The following is a 15,153-nucleotide window of genomic DNA, read 5'->3' as shown; positions in this document are numbered from 1 at the left end:
GCGGGCGTCAAGGTCTACCGTCGTTCCCGGCGGCGTTCGAACAGCGGCCGGAAGGGCAGGGTCCGGACATGCGGATCGGTGAACTGGCGAAGCGGGCGGGGACCACCACCCGGGCACTGCGGTACTACGAGCAGCTCGGGCTGCTCCCGGCCCGGCGGGCCGGCAACGGCTACCGCGCGTACGGCGAGGAGGACCTGCGGCTGCTGCGGCAGATCCGCACCCTTCAGGACTTCGGCTTCGGCCTGGAGGAGACCAGGCCGTTCGTCGAGTGCCTGCAGGCCGGGCACCCGCACGGCGACTCCTGCCCGGCCTCGCTGGAGGTCTACCGGAAGAAGCTGTCCGAGCTGGACGAGTGCATCGCCCGGCTGCAGGAGGTCAGGACCCGGGTGTCCGCGCAGTACGCCCGGGCCGAGCGGGAGCGCGACGCGCTCGCCGCGGGGGCCTCCGCGGAGCCGCCGCAGTGCGAGTGGGCCGTACCGGCGGCCCCCGACCGGGACGAGTGGGAGAAGAGGTAGGCCATGGTGCAGATCACAGGGGTGGCGGCGGTGACGGACGAGACCTTCGCCGCCGAGGTGCTGGCGGCCGAGGGGCCGGTGCTGGTGGACTTCACGGCGGACTGGTGCCCGCCGTGCCGCCAGATGGTGCCGGTGCTGGCGGACATCGCCCGGGAGGAGGCGCACCGGCTGACCGTGGTCAGCCTGGACGTCGACCACAACCCGCAGACCCAGGCGGCGTACGGGGTGCTGTCGATGCCGACGCTGATGGTGTTCCGCGGCGGCGAGCCGGTGAAGTCGGTCGTCGGCGCCCGGGCCAAGGCCCGGCTGCTGCGCGAACTGGACGACGTGCTCTGACGGGGTCCCCGGCGGCCGCGGTCCGGGCGGGCGGGGCTCAGGCCGGGACGGCGACCGCGACGCCCTCGGCCCCGGCGGCCTCCTTGCGGCGGTCCCTGGCCTCGCGCCGGGCCATCACCACGAAGCCGACCGGGATCATCGCGGTGAACAGCCACCACTGGATCGCGTACGCCATGTGCGGTCCGATGTCGGAGTGGTTGGGCTCGGGCAGCAGCTCGGGCTGCTCCGCCGGGGCCGGCTCGGTGGCGGTGAGCTCCAGGTAGCCGCCGAGCAGGGCGGCGCCGCTCTCCTTGGCCTGCTGGCCGGTGCTGATCAGGTTGAACTGCCGGTCCGGCAGTCCGGCCCGGTCCTTGAGGCTGCCGGAGGCGGTCTCGTCGGCGCGCAGCCGGCCGGTCAGGGCGACCTGGCCGGCCGGTGCGGCCGGGACGGCCGGGTAGTCGGTGGCGGAGGTGCCGGAGGGCACCCAGCCGCGGTTGACCAGGACGGTGCCCGCGCCGTCGGCCAGCACCAGCGGGGTGACCACGAAGTAGCCGATCTTGTCCCCGCTGGAGTCGGTCCGCTTGCGGACCACGAACTCGTGCGCCGGGTCGTACGTACCGGTGGCCGTCACGGGCCGCCAGGTGAGGCTCCTGGGCACGGCGAAGCCGGGCGCCGCCGACAGGGTGTCGTAGGGCACCGGCCCGGCGGTGAGGGCCTGGGCGATCAGCTCGTTGCGGTCCACCCGCGCCTCGTGGCGGTGCAGCTGCCAGAACCCCAGCCGGATGGTCGTGGGGATCAGCAGCAGGGCGATCAGCAGGGCGATCAGCCAGCGCCGGGAGAGCAGAAAACGGTACACATGGGCACGGTACGCCCTGCTCACAACCGGCTCACGCACCGGGGTGCGGGGCGACCTCGCGCAGCAGCTGGAGGAAGGCGTCCTCGCCGACGACCGGGGTGCCGACCTCGCGGGCCTTGCGGGCCTTGCCGCTCCAGCTGTCCGGCTCGTTGGTGACCAGCAGGCTGGTGAGCCGGCTCACCGAGGTGGCGATGTGCAGGCCGGCCTCGACGGCGCGGTCCTCCAGCAGCTCGCGGTCGGTGGCGGTGTCGCCGGTGAACGCCACCCGCATGCCCTGGACGAGCGGCTTGCCGTCCTCCCAGCGCCCGGGGTTCGGGTACGGGCACGGCGGGCGCTTCCTGGCCTGCCGGTAGGCGGCGCCGGTCCAGGAGGCCCGGGCGGGGGAGGCGGGCGCGTCCTCGCCGAGGTCCGTGACGGCCACGCAGGACTGCAGCGGCAGCGGGACGCCCCCCGAGCGGGCCAGCGCCAGGCTGGGGCGGAACGCCTCGGCGAGCACCCGGGCGTCGTCCAGCGCGTTGTGCGCCCGGAGCTGGTGGACGCCGAAGTGCGCGGCCAGCGAGGACAGCTTGCCGTTGGGCAGCGGCAGCCGCAGGTCACGGGCCAGCACCATGGTGCACAGCCGCTGCTCGACCGGGGCGCGCAGGCCGGCCCGGGAGAACTCGCGGGAGATCATGTTCCAGTCGAAGAGCGCGTTGTGGGCGACCATCACCCGGCCGCGCAGCCGCTCGGCGAACTCCTCGGCGATCTCCGGGAAGGTGGGCGCGCCGGCCAGCTGGTCGTCGGTGAGGCCGTGGATCCAGACCGGGCCGGGATCGCGCTCGGGGTTGACCAGGGTGTACCAGTGGTCGGTGACGTCGCCGTCCTCGTCCAGCTGGTAGACGCCCGCCGAGATGACGCGGTCCGTGCGGCCGAGGCCGGTGGTCTCGACGTCGACCACCGCGAAGCCGCCGGCGGGTGCGGCGGAGCGCTGGGCCGGGACCGCGGCGGTCCGCGGTGCTGCGCCGGGGGTCTCGGGCTGGATCGCGTACATGGTCCAACAGGATAAGGCCCGCCGCCGACCGCGGACGGTCCTTCGCCGGCGGCGGGGGTCCTCCGGAAGGTCGGTCGCAGGGGCCCGGAATAGAGTGGACGGTGCAGTCGTCGTACATCCGGTCGATTGTTCTCCGGTCGCCCGCGACACCCCTGCGGGCACCTCTGCGAAGGACGAACCCCCATGCGTGCCACGGTCATCCACGGTCCCCACGACATCCGGATCGAGGAGGTGCCGGACGCGGCGGTGCGGCAACCGACCGACGCGGTGGTGCGGGTGGTGAACGCCTGCATCTGCGGCAGCGACCTGTGGGCGTACCGGGGCGTCGCCTCGCGGGTGGCCGGGCAGCGGATCGGGCACGAGTTCCTCGGCGTGGTGGAGGAGACCGGCGCCGAGGTGCGCGGCTTCCGCCGGGGCGACCTCGTGGTGGCGCCGTTCGTCTGGTCGGACGGCACCTGTGACTTCTGTCGCGAGGGCCTGCAGACCTCCTGCCCGCACGGCGGCTTCTGGGGCCAGGTCGGCTCGGACGGCGGCCAGGGCGAGGCGGTGCGCGTCCCGTTCGCGGACGGCACCCTGGTCAAGCTGCCCAAGGAGGCGCAGGGCGACGAGAAGCTGCTGCCGGGACTGCTGGCGCTGTCCGACGTGATGGCGACCGGGCACCACGCGGCCGTCTCGGCGCGGGTGCGGCCGGGCGTCACGGTGGCGGTGGTCGGCGACGGCGCGGTGGGCCTGTGCGGGGTGCTGGCCGCCTCCCGGCTGGGCGCGGGGCGGATCATCGCGCTGGGGCGGCACACCGCCCGCACCGACCTGGCCCGCCGGTTCGGCGCGACCGACGTGGTGGCCGAGCGCGGCGAGGCGGCGATCGAGGCGGTCCGGGAGCTGACCGGCGGGCAGGGCGCGCACGCGGTGCTGGAGGCGGTCGGCACCGAGGAGTCGATGCGCACCGCGGTCTCGATCGCCCGGGACGGCGGCGCGGTCGGCTACGTGGGCGTGCCGCACGGCGGCAGCGCGGGCGTCGACATCGGGCAGATGTTCGGCCGGAACGTCTCGCTGGGCGGCGGCGTCGCGCCGGCCCGCGCCTACATCCCCGAGCTGCTGCCGGACGTCCTGTCCGGGGCGATCGAGCCGGGCCTGGTCTTCGACCGCACGGTGGACCTCGACGGCGTCCCGGACGGCTACCGGGCGATGGACGACCGTTCGGCCCTGAAGGTGCGGATCGCTTTCTGACGCGTCGACGTTGACGGGTGACCAGGGGTGGTCCGGCGGGCCGGGCCACCCCTCATTCATGCCCGGACGGGTGGTTTTCGGTCATTCGACTACGGCGGAGGGGTGAAGGCCTGTCCGGCCACGGTCAAACTCTTCCGGGTGAAATCCGGCACTCCCGGCATGGCGCGGCGCGCAGACTGCTTGTGACTTCGCTCACGTTCGATCGTTTCCACTGGTGCGACCGCTACGCCGAAGGAGTGAGGAGTCAGAGTGGAATCGCCGCCGATCACCACCACCCCCAGCGAAACCCAACTCATCGAGGAGAGCGCGGAGTTCCGTACCCTCCGGCGCTCGTTCCGGAACTTCGCGTTCCCGGTCACCATCGGTTTCGTGCTCTGGTACCTGCTCTACGTGCTGCTCTCCGGCTACGCCCCCGCCCTGATGGGCACCCGGGTGGCCGGGCACATCAACGTCGCCCTCGCGCTCGGGCTGATGCAGTTCGTCACCACCTTCGCCATCGCCGCCTGGTACGCGCACTACGCCGACCGGAGGATCGACCCCGGCGCGTCCGCGATCCGCGAGGCGCGCGGTGCGGTCGTCCACGCCCCCCGGGAGGCCGCCGAATGAACCTGCTCGCCAGCTCCGCCACCGACCACCGCGGCCTCACCATGGCCCTGTTCGGGCTCTTCGTGCTCGCCACCCTCGGCATCACCGTCTGGGCCGGCCGGCAGACCAAGGACGCCGCCGACTTCTACGCCGGCGGCCGCGCCTTCTCCGGCTTCCAGAACGGCCTCGCCATCTCCGGCGACTACATGTCCGCCGCGTCCTTCCTGGGCATCGCCGGCGCCATCGCGCTGTTCGGCTACGACGGCTTCCTCTACTCCATCGGCTTCCTGGTCGCCTGGCTGGTCGCGCTGCTGCTGGTCGCCGAACCGCTGCGCAACTCCGGCCGCTACACCATGGCCGACGTGCTGGCCTTCCGGATGCGCCAGCGCCCGGTGCGCACCGCCGCCGGCATCTCCACCATCGTGGTGTCGATCTTCTACCTGCTCGCCCAGATGGTCGGCGCCGGCAGCCTGGTCGCCCTGCTCCTCGGGGTCAGCGGCGACGCCGCCAAGCGCTGGACCATCGTCGCGGTCGGCGCGCTGATGGTCCTCTACGTCGCCCTGGGCGGCATGAAGGGCACCACCTGGGTGCAGATCGTCAAGGCGGTGCTGCTGATCGCCGGCACCGCGCTGATGACCGTCCTGGTGCTGGCCAAGTACCACTTCGACCTCTCCGCCCTGCTCGGCGCCGCCGCCGCCGCCAGCGGCAAGGCCGACGCCTTCCTCGAACCGGGGCTGAAGTACGGCGTCACCGAGATCAGCAAGCTCGACTTCCTCAGCCTCGGCCTCGCCCTGGTGCTCGGCACCGCCGGGCTGCCGCACATCCTGGTCCGGTTCTACACCGTGCCCACCGCCAAGGCCGCCCGGAAGTCGGTGCTCTGGGCGATCGGCATCATCGGCGGCTTCTACCTGATGACCCTCGCGCTCGGCTTCGGCGCCGCCGCCCTGGTCGGCCCCAAGGCGATCAAGGCCGCCAACGCGGCCGGCAACACCGCCGCACCGCAGCTCGCCGAGCAGCTCGGCGGCGGCCCGGGCACCACCGGCGGGGCGGTGCTGCTCGCGGTGATCTCCGCGGTCGCCTTCGCCACCATCCTCGCCGTCGTCGCCGGGCTGACCCTCGCCTCCTCGGCCTCCTTCGCCCATGACCTCTACGCCAACGTGTTCCGGCGCGGCAAGGTCTCCGAGCGCGAGGAGGTGCGCGTCGCCAAGTGGGCCGCCGCCGCCATCGGCGCGGTGGCGATCGTGCTGAGCCTGTTCGCCGACAAGCTCAACGCCGCCGCCCTGGTCGCCCTGGCCTTCGCGGTCGCCGCCTCGGCGAACCTGCCCACCCTGCTGTACTCGCTGTTCTGGAAGCGCTTCACCACCACCGGCGCGGTCAGCTCGGTCTACGCCGGACTGTTCTCCTCGGTGCTGCTGGTCGTCTTCTCCCCGGTCGTCTCGGGCGGGAAGAACGCGCTCCTCCCGCACGCCGACTTCCACTGGTTCCCGCTGGAGAACCCCGGCCTGGTCTCCATCCCGGTGGGCTTCGCGGCGGGCTGGGTCGGCACCGTGCTCTCCCGCCGCGAGGCCGATCCGGCGAAGTACGCTGAACTGGAGGTCCGCTCGCTGACCGGGCTGGGCGCCCACTGACCGACGGGTGGTGACTAAGCTGGCCCGGTCCCGCCGTGACGGCGGCCGGGCCGGCCGCCCCCGGCGGCACCTCACTCGGGAAGGGACCGCCGTGCTGCTCGACACCTTCGGCCGCCGCGCCGTCGACCTGCGGGTCTCCCTCACCGACCGGTGCAATCTGCGCTGCACCTACTGCATGCCCGAGGAGGGCCTGCAGTGGCTGACCCGGCCCGAGCTGCTCACCGACGAGGAGATCGTCCGGCTGGTGGGCCTCGCCGTGCGCGACCTCGGCGTGCGGGAGGTCCGCTTCACCGGCGGCGAGCCGCTGCTGCGCCCCGGGGTGGTCGGCATCGTCGAGGCCTGCGCGGCCCTCGACCCGCGCCCGGAGCTCTCGCTCACCACCAACGGCATCGGCCTCGCCCGCACCGCGACGGCGCTGCGGGCGGCGGGCCTGGACCGGGTCAACGTCTCGCTCGACACCCTCGACGAGTCCACCTTCCACACCCTCACCCGGCGCCGGCGCCTCCACGACGTGCTGGCCGGCCTGGCCGCCGCCGAGGCCGCCGGGCTCACCCCGGTCAAGCTCAACGCGGTGCTGATGCGCGGCGTCAACGAGCACGAGGCGCCCGAGCTGCTCGCCTGGTGCCTGGAGCGCGGCTACGAGCTGCGGTTCATCGAGCAGATGCCGCTGGACGCCCAGCACGGCTGGGACCGCTCCGCGATGATCACCGCCGGGGAGATCCTGGAGCGGCTGTCCGCCCGGTTCACCCTCACCCCCGAGCCCTCCGCCGCCCGCGGCGCGGCCCCCGCCGAACGCTGGCTGGTGGACGGCGGCCCGGGGCGGGTCGGCGTGATCGCCTCGGTGACCCGCCCGTTCTGCCGCGCCTGCGACCGCACCCGGCTCACCGCCGACGGCCAGGTCCGCAACTGCCTGTTCGCCACCGGGGAGACCGACCTGCGCACCGCCCTGCGCTCGGGCGCCGACGACGCCGAACTGGCCGCACTGTGGCGGGCCGCGATGTGGGGCAAGAAGGCCGGTGCCGGCATCGACGACCCGGACTTCCACCAGCCGCAGCGGCCGATGTCGGCCATCGGCGGCTGAGGATCAGTCCTCCGCGGGGGTCCACTCGGCGAAGGCCGTGACCTCCTTGAGGAAGCCGCGCACGCCGAGGAACTGCGAGAGGTGCTCGCGGTGCTCGTCGCAGGCCAGCCAGGTCTTCCGGCGGTCCGGGGTGTGCAGCTTGGGGTTGTTCCACACCAGCACCCAGAGCGCGTCCGCGCGGCAGCCCTTGGCGGAGCAGATCGGGGTCTGCGGCTGGGGGGCGTCGGGGAGCAGCATCGGCGGTCGTCCTCGGGCGGTCGGCGGGGCGTGGTCACCGCCAGTCTGTCACGCACCGGGGGGCCGGGAGAAAGTGCGCATGGCGACGCCGGGCAGCCACGGGGGGAGCCGCCCGGCGTCGGTCCGTCGCTCCGACGGGGGATGCGGAGCGCGTACGCAGTATGTCACGGCCCGGGGTGGGTATGGGGAGGTCTTGCATGATTAATCTGAGCTTCTTTTGAGCTTTCCGGCCCGACAAGGGGTGGATAGTGGCTCAAAACGGACGGTCAGCTCGGGCCCTGTGAAGAATCGGTGGGCACACGCCCGGCCCCATCAGCACCCTGCGTCACATCCGCACCGAGCGGACCGGCGCCGCCGGGGCCCAGCATCAGCGGCGTGGTGGGGGGCACGTCGAAGGTGGACGGCAGACCCGGGGCCCGCTCCCGGCCCGCGTTGGCGAGCAGCACCGCGAAGTACGGCAGCAGCACCCCGCCCGCCAGGGCGGCGAAAGCCAGCCATCGCTGGACGTCCCACAGCACCACCGCGAGCAGCACGCAGACCGTCCGCAGCAGCATCGAGGCCACGTACCGGCGCTGCCGCCCGCGGACGTCCTCGCTGAGGCTGCTGCGGGCCCCCGTGATCCGGTAGACCCGACCGCCGTCGGCACTCTTGCCCATGTCCCAAACCGCCCTCGTCCACGCACCCGCGCGCCTCGCCGCGCTGCCGTCTCACGGTACGCCGGGAGGGCACCGGCGACGAGACCGGGTCGCGCGAGCGTCCCCCGATCGGCCCCCGTCAGTCCCGGGAGAGGTACTGCGGCGGCACCGCGTCCGTCAGCCAGACCCCGTTGGCGCTCACCCGGAACTCGTGGCCCGCCGCCGCCATCGCGGCCGCGTCCACCCGGAGCACCACCGGCCGGCCGTGCCGGGCGCCCACCCGGGTGGCGGTTTCGGTGTCCGCCGACAGGTGGACGTCCCGGCGGGCCATCGGGCGCAGCCCCTCGTGGAGGATCGCCGCCAGGCTGCGGGTCGCGGTGCCGTGGAACAGCACCGGCGGGGGCTCGGTGGCGGCCAGACCGAGGTCGACCGCCACCGTGTGCCCCTGGCTGGCCCGGATCGACAGGCCGTCCGGCGAGTAGGCGAAGCGGCGCTTGTTGTTGGTCGCCACCACGTGGTCCAGCTCGGCCCTGGTCAGCCGGGTGCCCCGGGCCGCCAGCGCGCCGAGCAGCACGTCCACCCGCACCCAGCCGGCCGCGTCCAGGGCGATCCCCACCCGGCCCGGGTCGTGCCGCAGGATGCCCGACAGCATCCTGCTGGTCCTCACCACGCGCCTCTCGTCCACGCCTGTCGTTCCTCTCCGGTCGGGCCGCCCGGCTACGAGGCCTGGCTGACCGAGCTCATGTTGAATCCGGGAACCCGGACCGGCGGCATCGCCGCCCGGGTGAACCAGTCGCTCCACTCGCGCGGCAGGCAGCGCTCCGTGCGGCCGACCTCGGTGATCCGGCCGAGGAGGTCCACCGGCGACTCGTTGAAGCGGAAGTTGTTGACCGCCCCGACCACCTCGCCGTTCTCCACCAGGTAGACGCCGTCCCGGGTCAGGCCGGTCAGCAGCAGCGTCGCCGGGTCCACCTCGCGGATGTACCAGAGGCAGGTGAGCAGCAGGCCGCGCTCGGTCCGGGCGATCATCTCCTCCAGCGTCGGCGCGTCCTGCTGACCGGCCGTCTCCAGCACGAGGTTGCCGACCTCCGGGCGCACCGGCAGCCCGGCCAGGGCCGCCGAGTGCCGGTTGGTGACCAGGCCGGTCAGCTCGCCGTCGCGGATCCAGTCGGTGGCGGTCAGCGGCAGACCGTTGTCGAACACCGAGGACTCGCCCTCACCGCCGGAGGCCAGCACGAACGGCGCGCACTCCAGGCCCGGCTCGTGCGGGTCGGAGCGCAGCGTCAGCGGCAGCCCGGCCAGCTTCTCGCCGATCCGCGTCCCGCCGCCGGGCCTGGAGAAGACCGTGCGGCCCTCGAAGGCGTCCCGGCCGCCGGCCGACCACGACAGGTACACCATCAGGTCGGCGACGGCGGACGGCGGCAGCAGCGTCTCGTAGCGGCCGGCCGGCAGGTCGATCCGGCGGCTGCCCCAGCCGAGCCGCCGGGTCGCCTCGGCGTGCAGGGCGGCGACGTCCACGTCGGAGAAGTCCCGGGTGGAGGCACCGGTCCAGGCCGAGCCGGACAGGTCGGCGGTCTTGGCGTTCAGCTCGACCGTGCCGGTCGGCTGGTCGTGGCGCAGCCGCAGACCGGTGGAGGTGCCCAGGTAGCTGGTGACCAGCTCGTGCCGGGCGAAGCCGTACAGCAGCTCGCCCTGCTCGGCGGCGCGGGCGAAGGCCCGGCCGAGGGCCGGTCCGAACTCCTCGAACACGGCGACCGAGGTCTCGGCGGGCGGCTCGGTGAAGTGCGGCGAGTTCCGCTGCTCGGCCGCGGTGACCAGCGGCTGCGCGTCCTCGGCCGGGCCGGCCGCGCGGGCGGCCGCCTCGGCGGCCCGCACCAGGTCCGCCACCTCCTGCGGGCCGACGGCCTCGCGGGAGACCACGCCGGAGGCGGTGCCCTCGGCGCCGGCCACCGTGGCGATCACGGTGAGCCGCCGGCCCCGGGTGACGCCGTTGGTGGTGAGCGCGTTGCCGGCCCAGCGCAGGTTGGCGGTCGACTCCTCGTCGGCGATCACCACGCAGCCGTCGGCGCGGGAGAGGCCGAGCGCCAGCTCGACGAGTTCGTGGGGCTGCGTCGTCGCGGTCATCAGTGACCCGCCTCCTGCTGGGTGTTGAGCACGTTGACGTTGCGGAACAGCGCCGAGGGACAGCCGTGGCTGACCGCGGCGACCTGGCCGGGCTGCGCCTTGCCGCAGTTGAAGGCACCGCCCAGGACGTAGGTCTGCGGGCCGCCGACGGCCGCCATCGAGCCCCAGAAGTCGGTGGTGGTGGCCTGGTAGGCGAAGTCCTTCACCTGGCCCGCGAGTTCGCCGTTCTTGATGGCGTAGGCGCGCTGGCCGGTGAACTGGAAGTTGTACCGCTGCATGTCGATCGACCACGAACGGTCTCCGACGATGTAGAGACCGTTCTCGACGCCCGCGAACAGGCCCTCGGTGGACGGGCCGCCCTCGGCCGGGCGCAGCGAGACATTGGCCATCCGCTGCACCGGGACGTGCGCGGGGGAGTCCGCGAAGGCGCAGCCGTTGGAGCGCTCGAAGCCCTTGAGCTTCGCCATCGCGCGGTCGAGCTGGTAGCCGACCAGCACGCCGTCCTTGACGAGGTCCCAGGACTGCGCGGCCACCCCCTCGTCGTCGTAGCCGACGGTGGACAGCCCGTGCTCGGCGGTGCGGTCGCCGGTGACGTGCATCAGCTCCGAGCCGTACTGCAGCGAGCCGAGCTTGTCGAAGGTGGCGAAGGAGGTGCCCGCGTAGGCGGCCTCGTAGCCGAGGGCGCGGTCCAGCTCGGTGGCGTGGCCGATCGACTCGTGGATGGTCAGCCAGAGGTTGGACGGGTCGATCACCAGGTCGTAGCGGCCCGGCTCGACGCTCGGCGCCTTCATCTTCTCGGCCAGCAGGACGGGCAGTCCGGCGAGCTCGGCGTCCCAGTCCCACCCGGTGCCCGTCAGGTACTCCCAGCCGCGCCCGGCCGGCGGCGCCAGGGTGCGCATCGAGTCGAAGGCACCGGTGCGCCCGTCCACCGAGGTGGCCTCCAGCACCGGGTGCAGCCGCACCCGCTGCTGGGTGGTGACGGTCCCGGAGGTGTCCGCGTAGAACTTGTTCTCCTGGACGGTCAGCAGGGTCGCCTGGACGTGCGAGACGCCCTCGGCGGCAAGCAGCCGGGTGCTCCACTCGGCGAGCAGCGCCGTCTTCTCGGCGTCCGGCACCTCGAAGGGGTTCACGTCGTAGGCGGAGACCCAGGTGACGTCGCGGTGCACCGGCTCGTCGGCCAGCTCGACCCGCTGCGCCGATCCCGCCGCGCGGCTGATCCCGCCGGAGAGCCCGGCCACCGCGACGGCCTGCCCGGCCACCCGGGCCGCCGCGTCCGGGGTGAGGTCCACCCCGGCGGCGAAGCCCCAGGCGCCGTCCAGCAGCACCCGCACGGCGAAGCCGAGCTGGACGCTGTCGGAGGTGCCGGACGGGCGGGCGTCGCGCAGCCGCCAGGAGGCGCTGCGCACCTGCTCCAGGCGGAAGTCGGCGTGCGTCGCACCGAGTTCGCGGGCCCGGGTGAGGGCGGCGTCGGCGAGGGCGTGCAGCGGGTGGCCGAGGAAGAGCGGGTCGACGGCACGCGCGGCGCCGCCGCGGGGCGCGGGCGTGCTGGTCGGGGGCAGCGGAGGCAATCGGGCTCCCTGGTCGGGCGGACGGCGGTGCGGCGCCCCGATACGGACAAGGGCACCCGAACCGCATCATTGCCCGTCAAGGGGGTTTCGGCCAGCGCATTTCCGGTGCGGCGGCCAGACCCCAGGGCTCGTCTTCACACCCCCGCCTGCCGGGCGACGCCTGGGCACGCACCTCGCCGCGTTGTCGTCGGTCGCCGATGCTCCGCATGGACTCCCTCCTCCGCCTTGCGATGCACGCACACAGACGCCGCCCGGCCCGCCCTCCGGGCGGACGACGGGGGTGTGAAGACGACCCCTAGCGAACGCCCTCCCACCAGCCGTCCAGCTCCGGCGGGTTGTCGACGTCCACCCGCTCGCCGGGGCGCGGGACCGCCAGCGGCACGCCGTGCTCCTTGGCGGCCACCAGCAGCCGCTCGACCGGCTCGGCCCACGGGTGCAGCCCCAGGTTGAAGGTGCACCAGTGCACCGGCAGCAGCAGTCCGGCGTTCAGCTCCCGGTGGGCGAGGACGGCGTCCTCGGGCGTCATGTGGATGTCCGCCCAGGCCGGGTCGTAGGCGCCGACCTGGACGAGCGCGGCGTCGAACGGGCCGTGCGCGGCGCCGATCCGCGCGTAGCCCTCGAAGTAGCCGGAGTCGCCGGTGTAGTAGACCTTGCGGCCCGGCCCGGCGATCACCCAGGAGCCCCACAGGGTGGTGTTGCGGGTCAGCCCGCGGCCGGAGAAGTGGTAGGCGGCGGTCAGCGTGAGCGCCAGGTCACCGAGGGTGCAGGTCTCGTCCCAGTCCAGCTCGATGATCCGGTGTTCGGGCACGCCCCAGCGGCGCAGGTGGGCGCCGATGCCGAGCGGCACCGCGAACGGCGCGGACTGGCTGCGCACCAGCCGCCGGACCGTCGCCATGTCCAGGTGGTCGTAGTGGTCGTGCGAGATGAGCACCGCGTCCACCTGCGGCAGCTCCTCCAGCTCCACCGGCACCGGGTGCAGCCGGCGCGGGCCGACCTGCGCGGCGGGGGAGCAGCGCTCGCTCCAGACCGGGTCGAGCAGCACCCGCGAACCCTCGATCTCCACCAGCGCCGAGGCGTGCCCGTACCAGGTGACCGCCACGCCCTCGGCGGCCGGGCCCGCGGCGTCGGCCGGGCGGACGGTGGGCACCGGCCGGCCCGGCGTGCGGCCCTCGCGCTGGAACAGCGCCCGGCGCACCGTGCCCGGGTCGATGCCGGCCGGCGCGGACGCCCGGGCCAGCACGGAGGGCGCGTTGTGGAAGACGCCGTCGCGGTACTGGGGGGAGTTGCGCAGCCGCTCCTCCCGTTCGCCGTCCGGCCGGCGGCCGAACGCCGCCGGGAGGTCGCGCAGCGCCCAGGCGACCGCTCCCGCGCCGACCGCCAGTGCGGCCAGGGCCGCCAGTCGTCCGCGCCGATGGGTGGTCCCGGCCCGTGCCTCGCTCATTGCGCGCTCCGCCTCCGCTCGTCACCGGGGCCGGTTACCGGCTGCGGGCCGCTGCGGGCCCGGTGCGGCGGCCCCGGCGTGGTGCCGCACCAGGGGCACAACGGGCATGCCCCGTCGTCGGGTTCCCGGACGACCGGCTCAGTGGACACGACAACGTGGCGGGGACCGGCGGGCGCATAGCGGGAAGCCGGCCGGACACGGATTGTCGGGTACCGACAGTTCCGTCGGTGCGGCGCTGTGGGAGACCGATTCGTCGCGGCGCCGGAACGACCGATAGCGTCAAGCATCGCGTACTCGTTGCGACGTACGCGGACATCACGCAGTGGCGCGCGGGCATCACGGCGTGCGCACCCAACGGAGAGAGGTGGATCGTTGAGCCGCTCGGTTCTCGTCACCGGAGGCAACCGGGGCATCGGCCTCGCGATCGCCCAGGCCTTCGCCGAGGCGGGCGACAAGGTCGCCATCACCAGCCGGTCGGGTGAGGTGCCCGAGCAGCTGGCCAAGTACGACGTGCTCGCGGTGCGCTGCGACATCACCGACAGCGCCCAGGTGGACGCCGCCCTGACCGAGGTCGAGGCCGCGCACGGTGCCGTCGAGGTGCTGGTCGCCAACGCCGGGATCACCAACGACACCCTGCTGCTGCGGATGTCGGAGGAGGCCTTCACGTCCGTCCTGGACACCAACCTCACCGGGACCTTCCGCGTCGTGAAGCGCGCGTCCAAGCTGATGATGCGCGCCCGCAAGGGCCGGATCGTGCTGATCTCCTCGGTCGTCGGCCTCTCCGGCTCCCCGGGCCAGGCCAACTACGCCGCGTCCAAGGCGGGCCTGGTCGGCTTCGCCCGTTCGCTGGCCCGCGAGCTGGGCCCGCGCAACATCACCGTCAACGTGGTCGCCCCCGGCTTCGTGGACACCGACATGACCGCGGTGCTCAGCGACGAGCGCCGCGCGGAGATCGTCGCCGGCGTGCCCCTGGGCCGCTACGCGGCGCCCGCCGAGGTCGCTTCCACCGTGCGGTTCCTCGGTTCGGACGAGGCCGCGTACATCACCGGAGCCGTCATTCCCGTCGACGGCGGATTGGGCATGGGTCACTGAGACATGAGCGGAATCCTTGAGGGCAAGCGCATCCTCATCACCGGTGTGCTGCTGGAGTCCTCCATCGCCTTCCACGCCGCCAAGCTGGCCCAGGAGCAGGGCGCCGAGGTCATCCTGACCGCCTTCCCGAGGCCGAGCCTGACCGAGCGCGTCGCCAAGAAGCTGCCGAACCCGGTCAAGGTCCTGGAGCTGGACGTCTCCAACCCGGAGCAGCTGGCCGGCATCGCCGACCAGGTGCGCGAGCACCTGCCGAGCCTGGACGGCATCGTCCACTCGATCGGCTTCGCCCCGCAGGACGCCCTGGGCGGCAACTTCCTGAACACGCCGTGGGAGTCCGTGGCCACCGCCATGCACGTCTCGGCGTACTCGCTGAAGTCGCTGACCACGGCGCTGCTGCCGCTGATGCAGGACGGCGGCTCGGTCGTCGGCCTCACCTTCGACGCGCAGTTCGCCTGGCCGCAGTACGACTGGATGGGCCCGGCGAAGGCCGCCCTGGAGTCCACCAACCGCTACCTGGCCCGCTACCTGGGCGAGCGGGACATCCGCTGCAACCTGGTCTCGGCCGGCCCGCTCGGCTCGATGGCCGCCAAGTCCATCCCGGGCTTCGGCGACCTGGCCGCCACCTGGGACAACCGCTCGCCGATGAAGTGGGACCTGAACGACCCGGAGCCGGCCGGCCGCGGCATCGTCGCCCTGCTGTCGGACTGGTTCCCGAAGACCACCGGCGAGATCATCCACGTCGACGGCGGCCTGCACGCCATCGGCGCCTGACGCCTCCCGTTCACGCCGCTGCCCGGCACCCCTCCCGAGGAGGAGGGG

Annotated in this window: 16 protein-coding genes; 8 read left to right on the top strand and 8 right to left on the bottom strand. The window is 73.6% G+C overall.

Features of this window, described 5'->3' with window-relative positions:
- Positions 1-68: 68 nt before the first annotated feature.
- Entirely contained in the window at positions 69-515 is a 447-nt protein-coding gene (locus ACFVVL_RS21670) for a MerR family transcriptional regulator (RefSeq protein ID WP_387677586.1), read from the top strand.
- Positions 516-518: 3 nt separating this feature from the next.
- Positions 519-851: a thioredoxin gene (trxA, locus tag ACFVVL_RS21665; RefSeq protein WP_387677583.1), complete on the top strand. Its 333-nt coding sequence runs from the start codon at positions 519-521 to the stop codon at positions 849-851.
- 37 nt (positions 852-888) lie between these two features.
- On the opposite strand, the gene ACFVVL_RS21660 is transcribed toward trxA, so the two are convergent.
- Both ACFVVL_RS21660 and ACFVVL_RS21655 read right to left on the bottom strand, forming a co-directional pair.
- Positions 889-1,686 (bottom strand): SURF1 family protein, encoded by a 798-nt coding sequence (locus ACFVVL_RS21660; protein ID WP_380287695.1) that lies wholly within the window; start codon positions 1,684-1,686, stop codon positions 889-891.
- Between the two features lie 31 nt (positions 1,687-1,717).
- Entirely contained in the window at positions 1,718-2,716 is a 999-nt protein-coding gene (locus tag ACFVVL_RS21655) for a DEDDh family exonuclease (RefSeq protein ID WP_380287696.1), read from the bottom strand.
- A 183-nt stretch (positions 2,717-2,899) separates the two neighbouring features.
- On the opposite strand from ACFVVL_RS21655, the gene ACFVVL_RS21650 reads away from it, so the two are divergent.
- From ACFVVL_RS21650 to moaA, 4 genes are all read left to right on the top strand, one after another.
- A complete protein-coding gene (locus ACFVVL_RS21650) occupies positions 2,900-3,943 on the top strand; it encodes a zinc-dependent alcohol dehydrogenase family protein (RefSeq protein WP_380287697.1) in 1,044 nt (347 codons plus the stop codon).
- A gap of 249 nt (positions 3,944-4,192) precedes the next feature.
- Positions 4,193-4,549, top strand: a complete 357-nt coding sequence (locus tag ACFVVL_RS21645) for a DUF485 domain-containing protein (protein WP_380287698.1) — start codon at positions 4,193-4,195, stop codon at positions 4,547-4,549.
- On the top strand, positions 4,546-6,156 hold the full coding sequence (locus ACFVVL_RS21640) for a cation acetate symporter (protein ID WP_380287699.1): 1,611 nt from the start codon (positions 4,546-4,548) through the stop codon (positions 6,154-6,156). Before ACFVVL_RS21645 ends, ACFVVL_RS21640 begins: the two co-directional genes overlap by 4 nt.
- 91 nt (positions 6,157-6,247) lie before the next feature.
- Positions 6,248-7,237 carry a GTP 3',8-cyclase MoaA gene (gene moaA, locus ACFVVL_RS21635; RefSeq protein ID WP_380287700.1) on the top strand — a complete coding sequence of 330 codons (990 nt, stop codon included), beginning with the start codon at positions 6,248-6,250 and terminating at the stop codon, positions 7,235-7,237.
- 3 nt (positions 7,238-7,240) lie between these two features.
- Here the strand turns inward: moaA and ACFVVL_RS21630 are convergent, their stop codons facing one another.
- From ACFVVL_RS21630 to ACFVVL_RS21605, 6 genes are all read right to left on the bottom strand, one after another.
- Positions 7,241-7,474, bottom strand: coding sequence for a hypothetical protein (locus ACFVVL_RS21630; RefSeq protein WP_387677578.1), 234 nt, complete (start codon positions 7,472-7,474; stop codon positions 7,241-7,243).
- Between the two features lie 266 nt (positions 7,475-7,740).
- The gene (locus tag ACFVVL_RS21625) at positions 7,741-8,130 is read right to left on the bottom strand and encodes a DUF3099 domain-containing protein (RefSeq protein ID WP_387677576.1); all 390 of its coding nucleotides are present in this window, start codon (positions 8,128-8,130) and stop codon (positions 7,741-7,743) included.
- A 118-nt stretch (positions 8,131-8,248) separates the two neighbouring features.
- Complete coding sequence (locus ACFVVL_RS21620) at positions 8,249-8,794, bottom strand: RNA 2'-phosphotransferase (RefSeq protein ID WP_380287703.1); 546 nt, start codon at positions 8,792-8,794, stop codon at positions 8,249-8,251.
- A 32-nt stretch (positions 8,795-8,826) separates the two neighbouring features.
- Positions 8,827-10,233 carry a metallopeptidase TldD-related protein gene (locus ACFVVL_RS21615; RefSeq protein ID WP_380287704.1) on the bottom strand — a complete coding sequence of 469 codons (1,407 nt, stop codon included), beginning with the start codon at positions 10,231-10,233 and terminating at the stop codon, positions 8,827-8,829.
- Complete coding sequence (locus tag ACFVVL_RS21610; protein ID WP_380287716.1) at positions 10,233-11,792, bottom strand: TldD/PmbA family protein; 1,560 nt, start codon at positions 11,790-11,792, stop codon at positions 10,233-10,235. The genes ACFVVL_RS21615 and ACFVVL_RS21610 overlap by 1 nt, the downstream gene beginning before the upstream one ends.
- A gap of 304 nt (positions 11,793-12,096) precedes the next feature.
- Positions 12,097-13,242 (bottom strand): MBL fold metallo-hydrolase, encoded by a 1,146-nt coding sequence (locus ACFVVL_RS21605; RefSeq protein ID WP_387677572.1) that lies wholly within the window; start codon positions 13,240-13,242, stop codon positions 12,097-12,099.
- Between the two features lie 372 nt (positions 13,243-13,614).
- Between ACFVVL_RS21605 and fabG the strand changes: the two genes are divergently transcribed.
- Both fabG and fabI read left to right on the top strand, forming a co-directional pair.
- Positions 13,615-14,334, top strand: a complete 720-nt coding sequence (fabG, locus tag ACFVVL_RS21600; RefSeq protein ID WP_380287706.1) for a 3-oxoacyl-[acyl-carrier-protein] reductase — start codon at positions 13,615-13,617, stop codon at positions 14,332-14,334.
- A gap of 3 nt (positions 14,335-14,337) precedes the next feature.
- Complete coding sequence (gene fabI, locus ACFVVL_RS21595) at positions 14,338-15,105, top strand: enoyl-ACP reductase FabI (RefSeq protein WP_380287707.1); 768 nt, start codon at positions 14,338-14,340, stop codon at positions 15,103-15,105.
- Positions 15,106-15,153 lie beyond the last annotated feature (48 nt).

Source organism: Kitasatospora sp. NPDC058115 (assembly GCF_042884635.1).
Lineage (GTDB): Bacteria > Actinomycetota > Actinomycetes > Streptomycetales > Streptomycetaceae > Kitasatospora.
This window is presented reverse-complemented; position numbering and strand designations above follow the sequence as displayed.

What these genes read in the sequence shown, in the direction of transcription:
- ACFVVL_RS21630 (WP_387677578.1), bottom strand. Translation starts at nt 7,474, where the DNA reads ATGCTGCTCCCCGACGCCCCCCAGCCGCAGACCCCGATCTGCTCCGCC.
- ACFVVL_RS21640 (WP_380287699.1), top strand. Translation starts at nt 4,546, where the DNA reads ATGAACCTGCTCGCCAGCTCCGCCACCGACCACCGCGGCCTCACCATG.
- ACFVVL_RS21615 (WP_380287704.1), bottom strand. Translation starts at nt 10,233, where the DNA reads ATGACCGCGACGACGCAGCCCCACGAACTCGTCGAGCTGGCGCTCGGC.
- ACFVVL_RS21655 (WP_380287696.1), bottom strand. Translation starts at nt 2,716, where the DNA reads ATGTACGCGATCCAGCCCGAGACCCCCGGCGCAGCACCGCGGACCGCC.
- trxA (WP_387677583.1), top strand. Translation starts at nt 519, where the DNA reads ATGGTGCAGATCACAGGGGTGGCGGCGGTGACGGACGAGACCTTCGCC.
- fabI (WP_380287707.1), top strand. Translation starts at nt 14,338, where the DNA reads ATGAGCGGAATCCTTGAGGGCAAGCGCATCCTCATCACCGGTGTGCTG.
- ACFVVL_RS21625 (WP_387677576.1), bottom strand. Translation starts at nt 8,130, where the DNA reads ATGGGCAAGAGTGCCGACGGCGGTCGGGTCTACCGGATCACGGGGGCC.
- ACFVVL_RS21605 (WP_387677572.1), bottom strand. Translation starts at nt 13,242, where the DNA reads ATGAGCGAGGCACGGGCCGGGACCACCCATCGGCGCGGACGACTGGCG.
- ACFVVL_RS21670 (WP_387677586.1), top strand. Translation starts at nt 69, where the DNA reads ATGCGGATCGGTGAACTGGCGAAGCGGGCGGGGACCACCACCCGGGCA.
- ACFVVL_RS21650 (WP_380287697.1), top strand. Translation starts at nt 2,900, where the DNA reads ATGCGTGCCACGGTCATCCACGGTCCCCACGACATCCGGATCGAGGAG.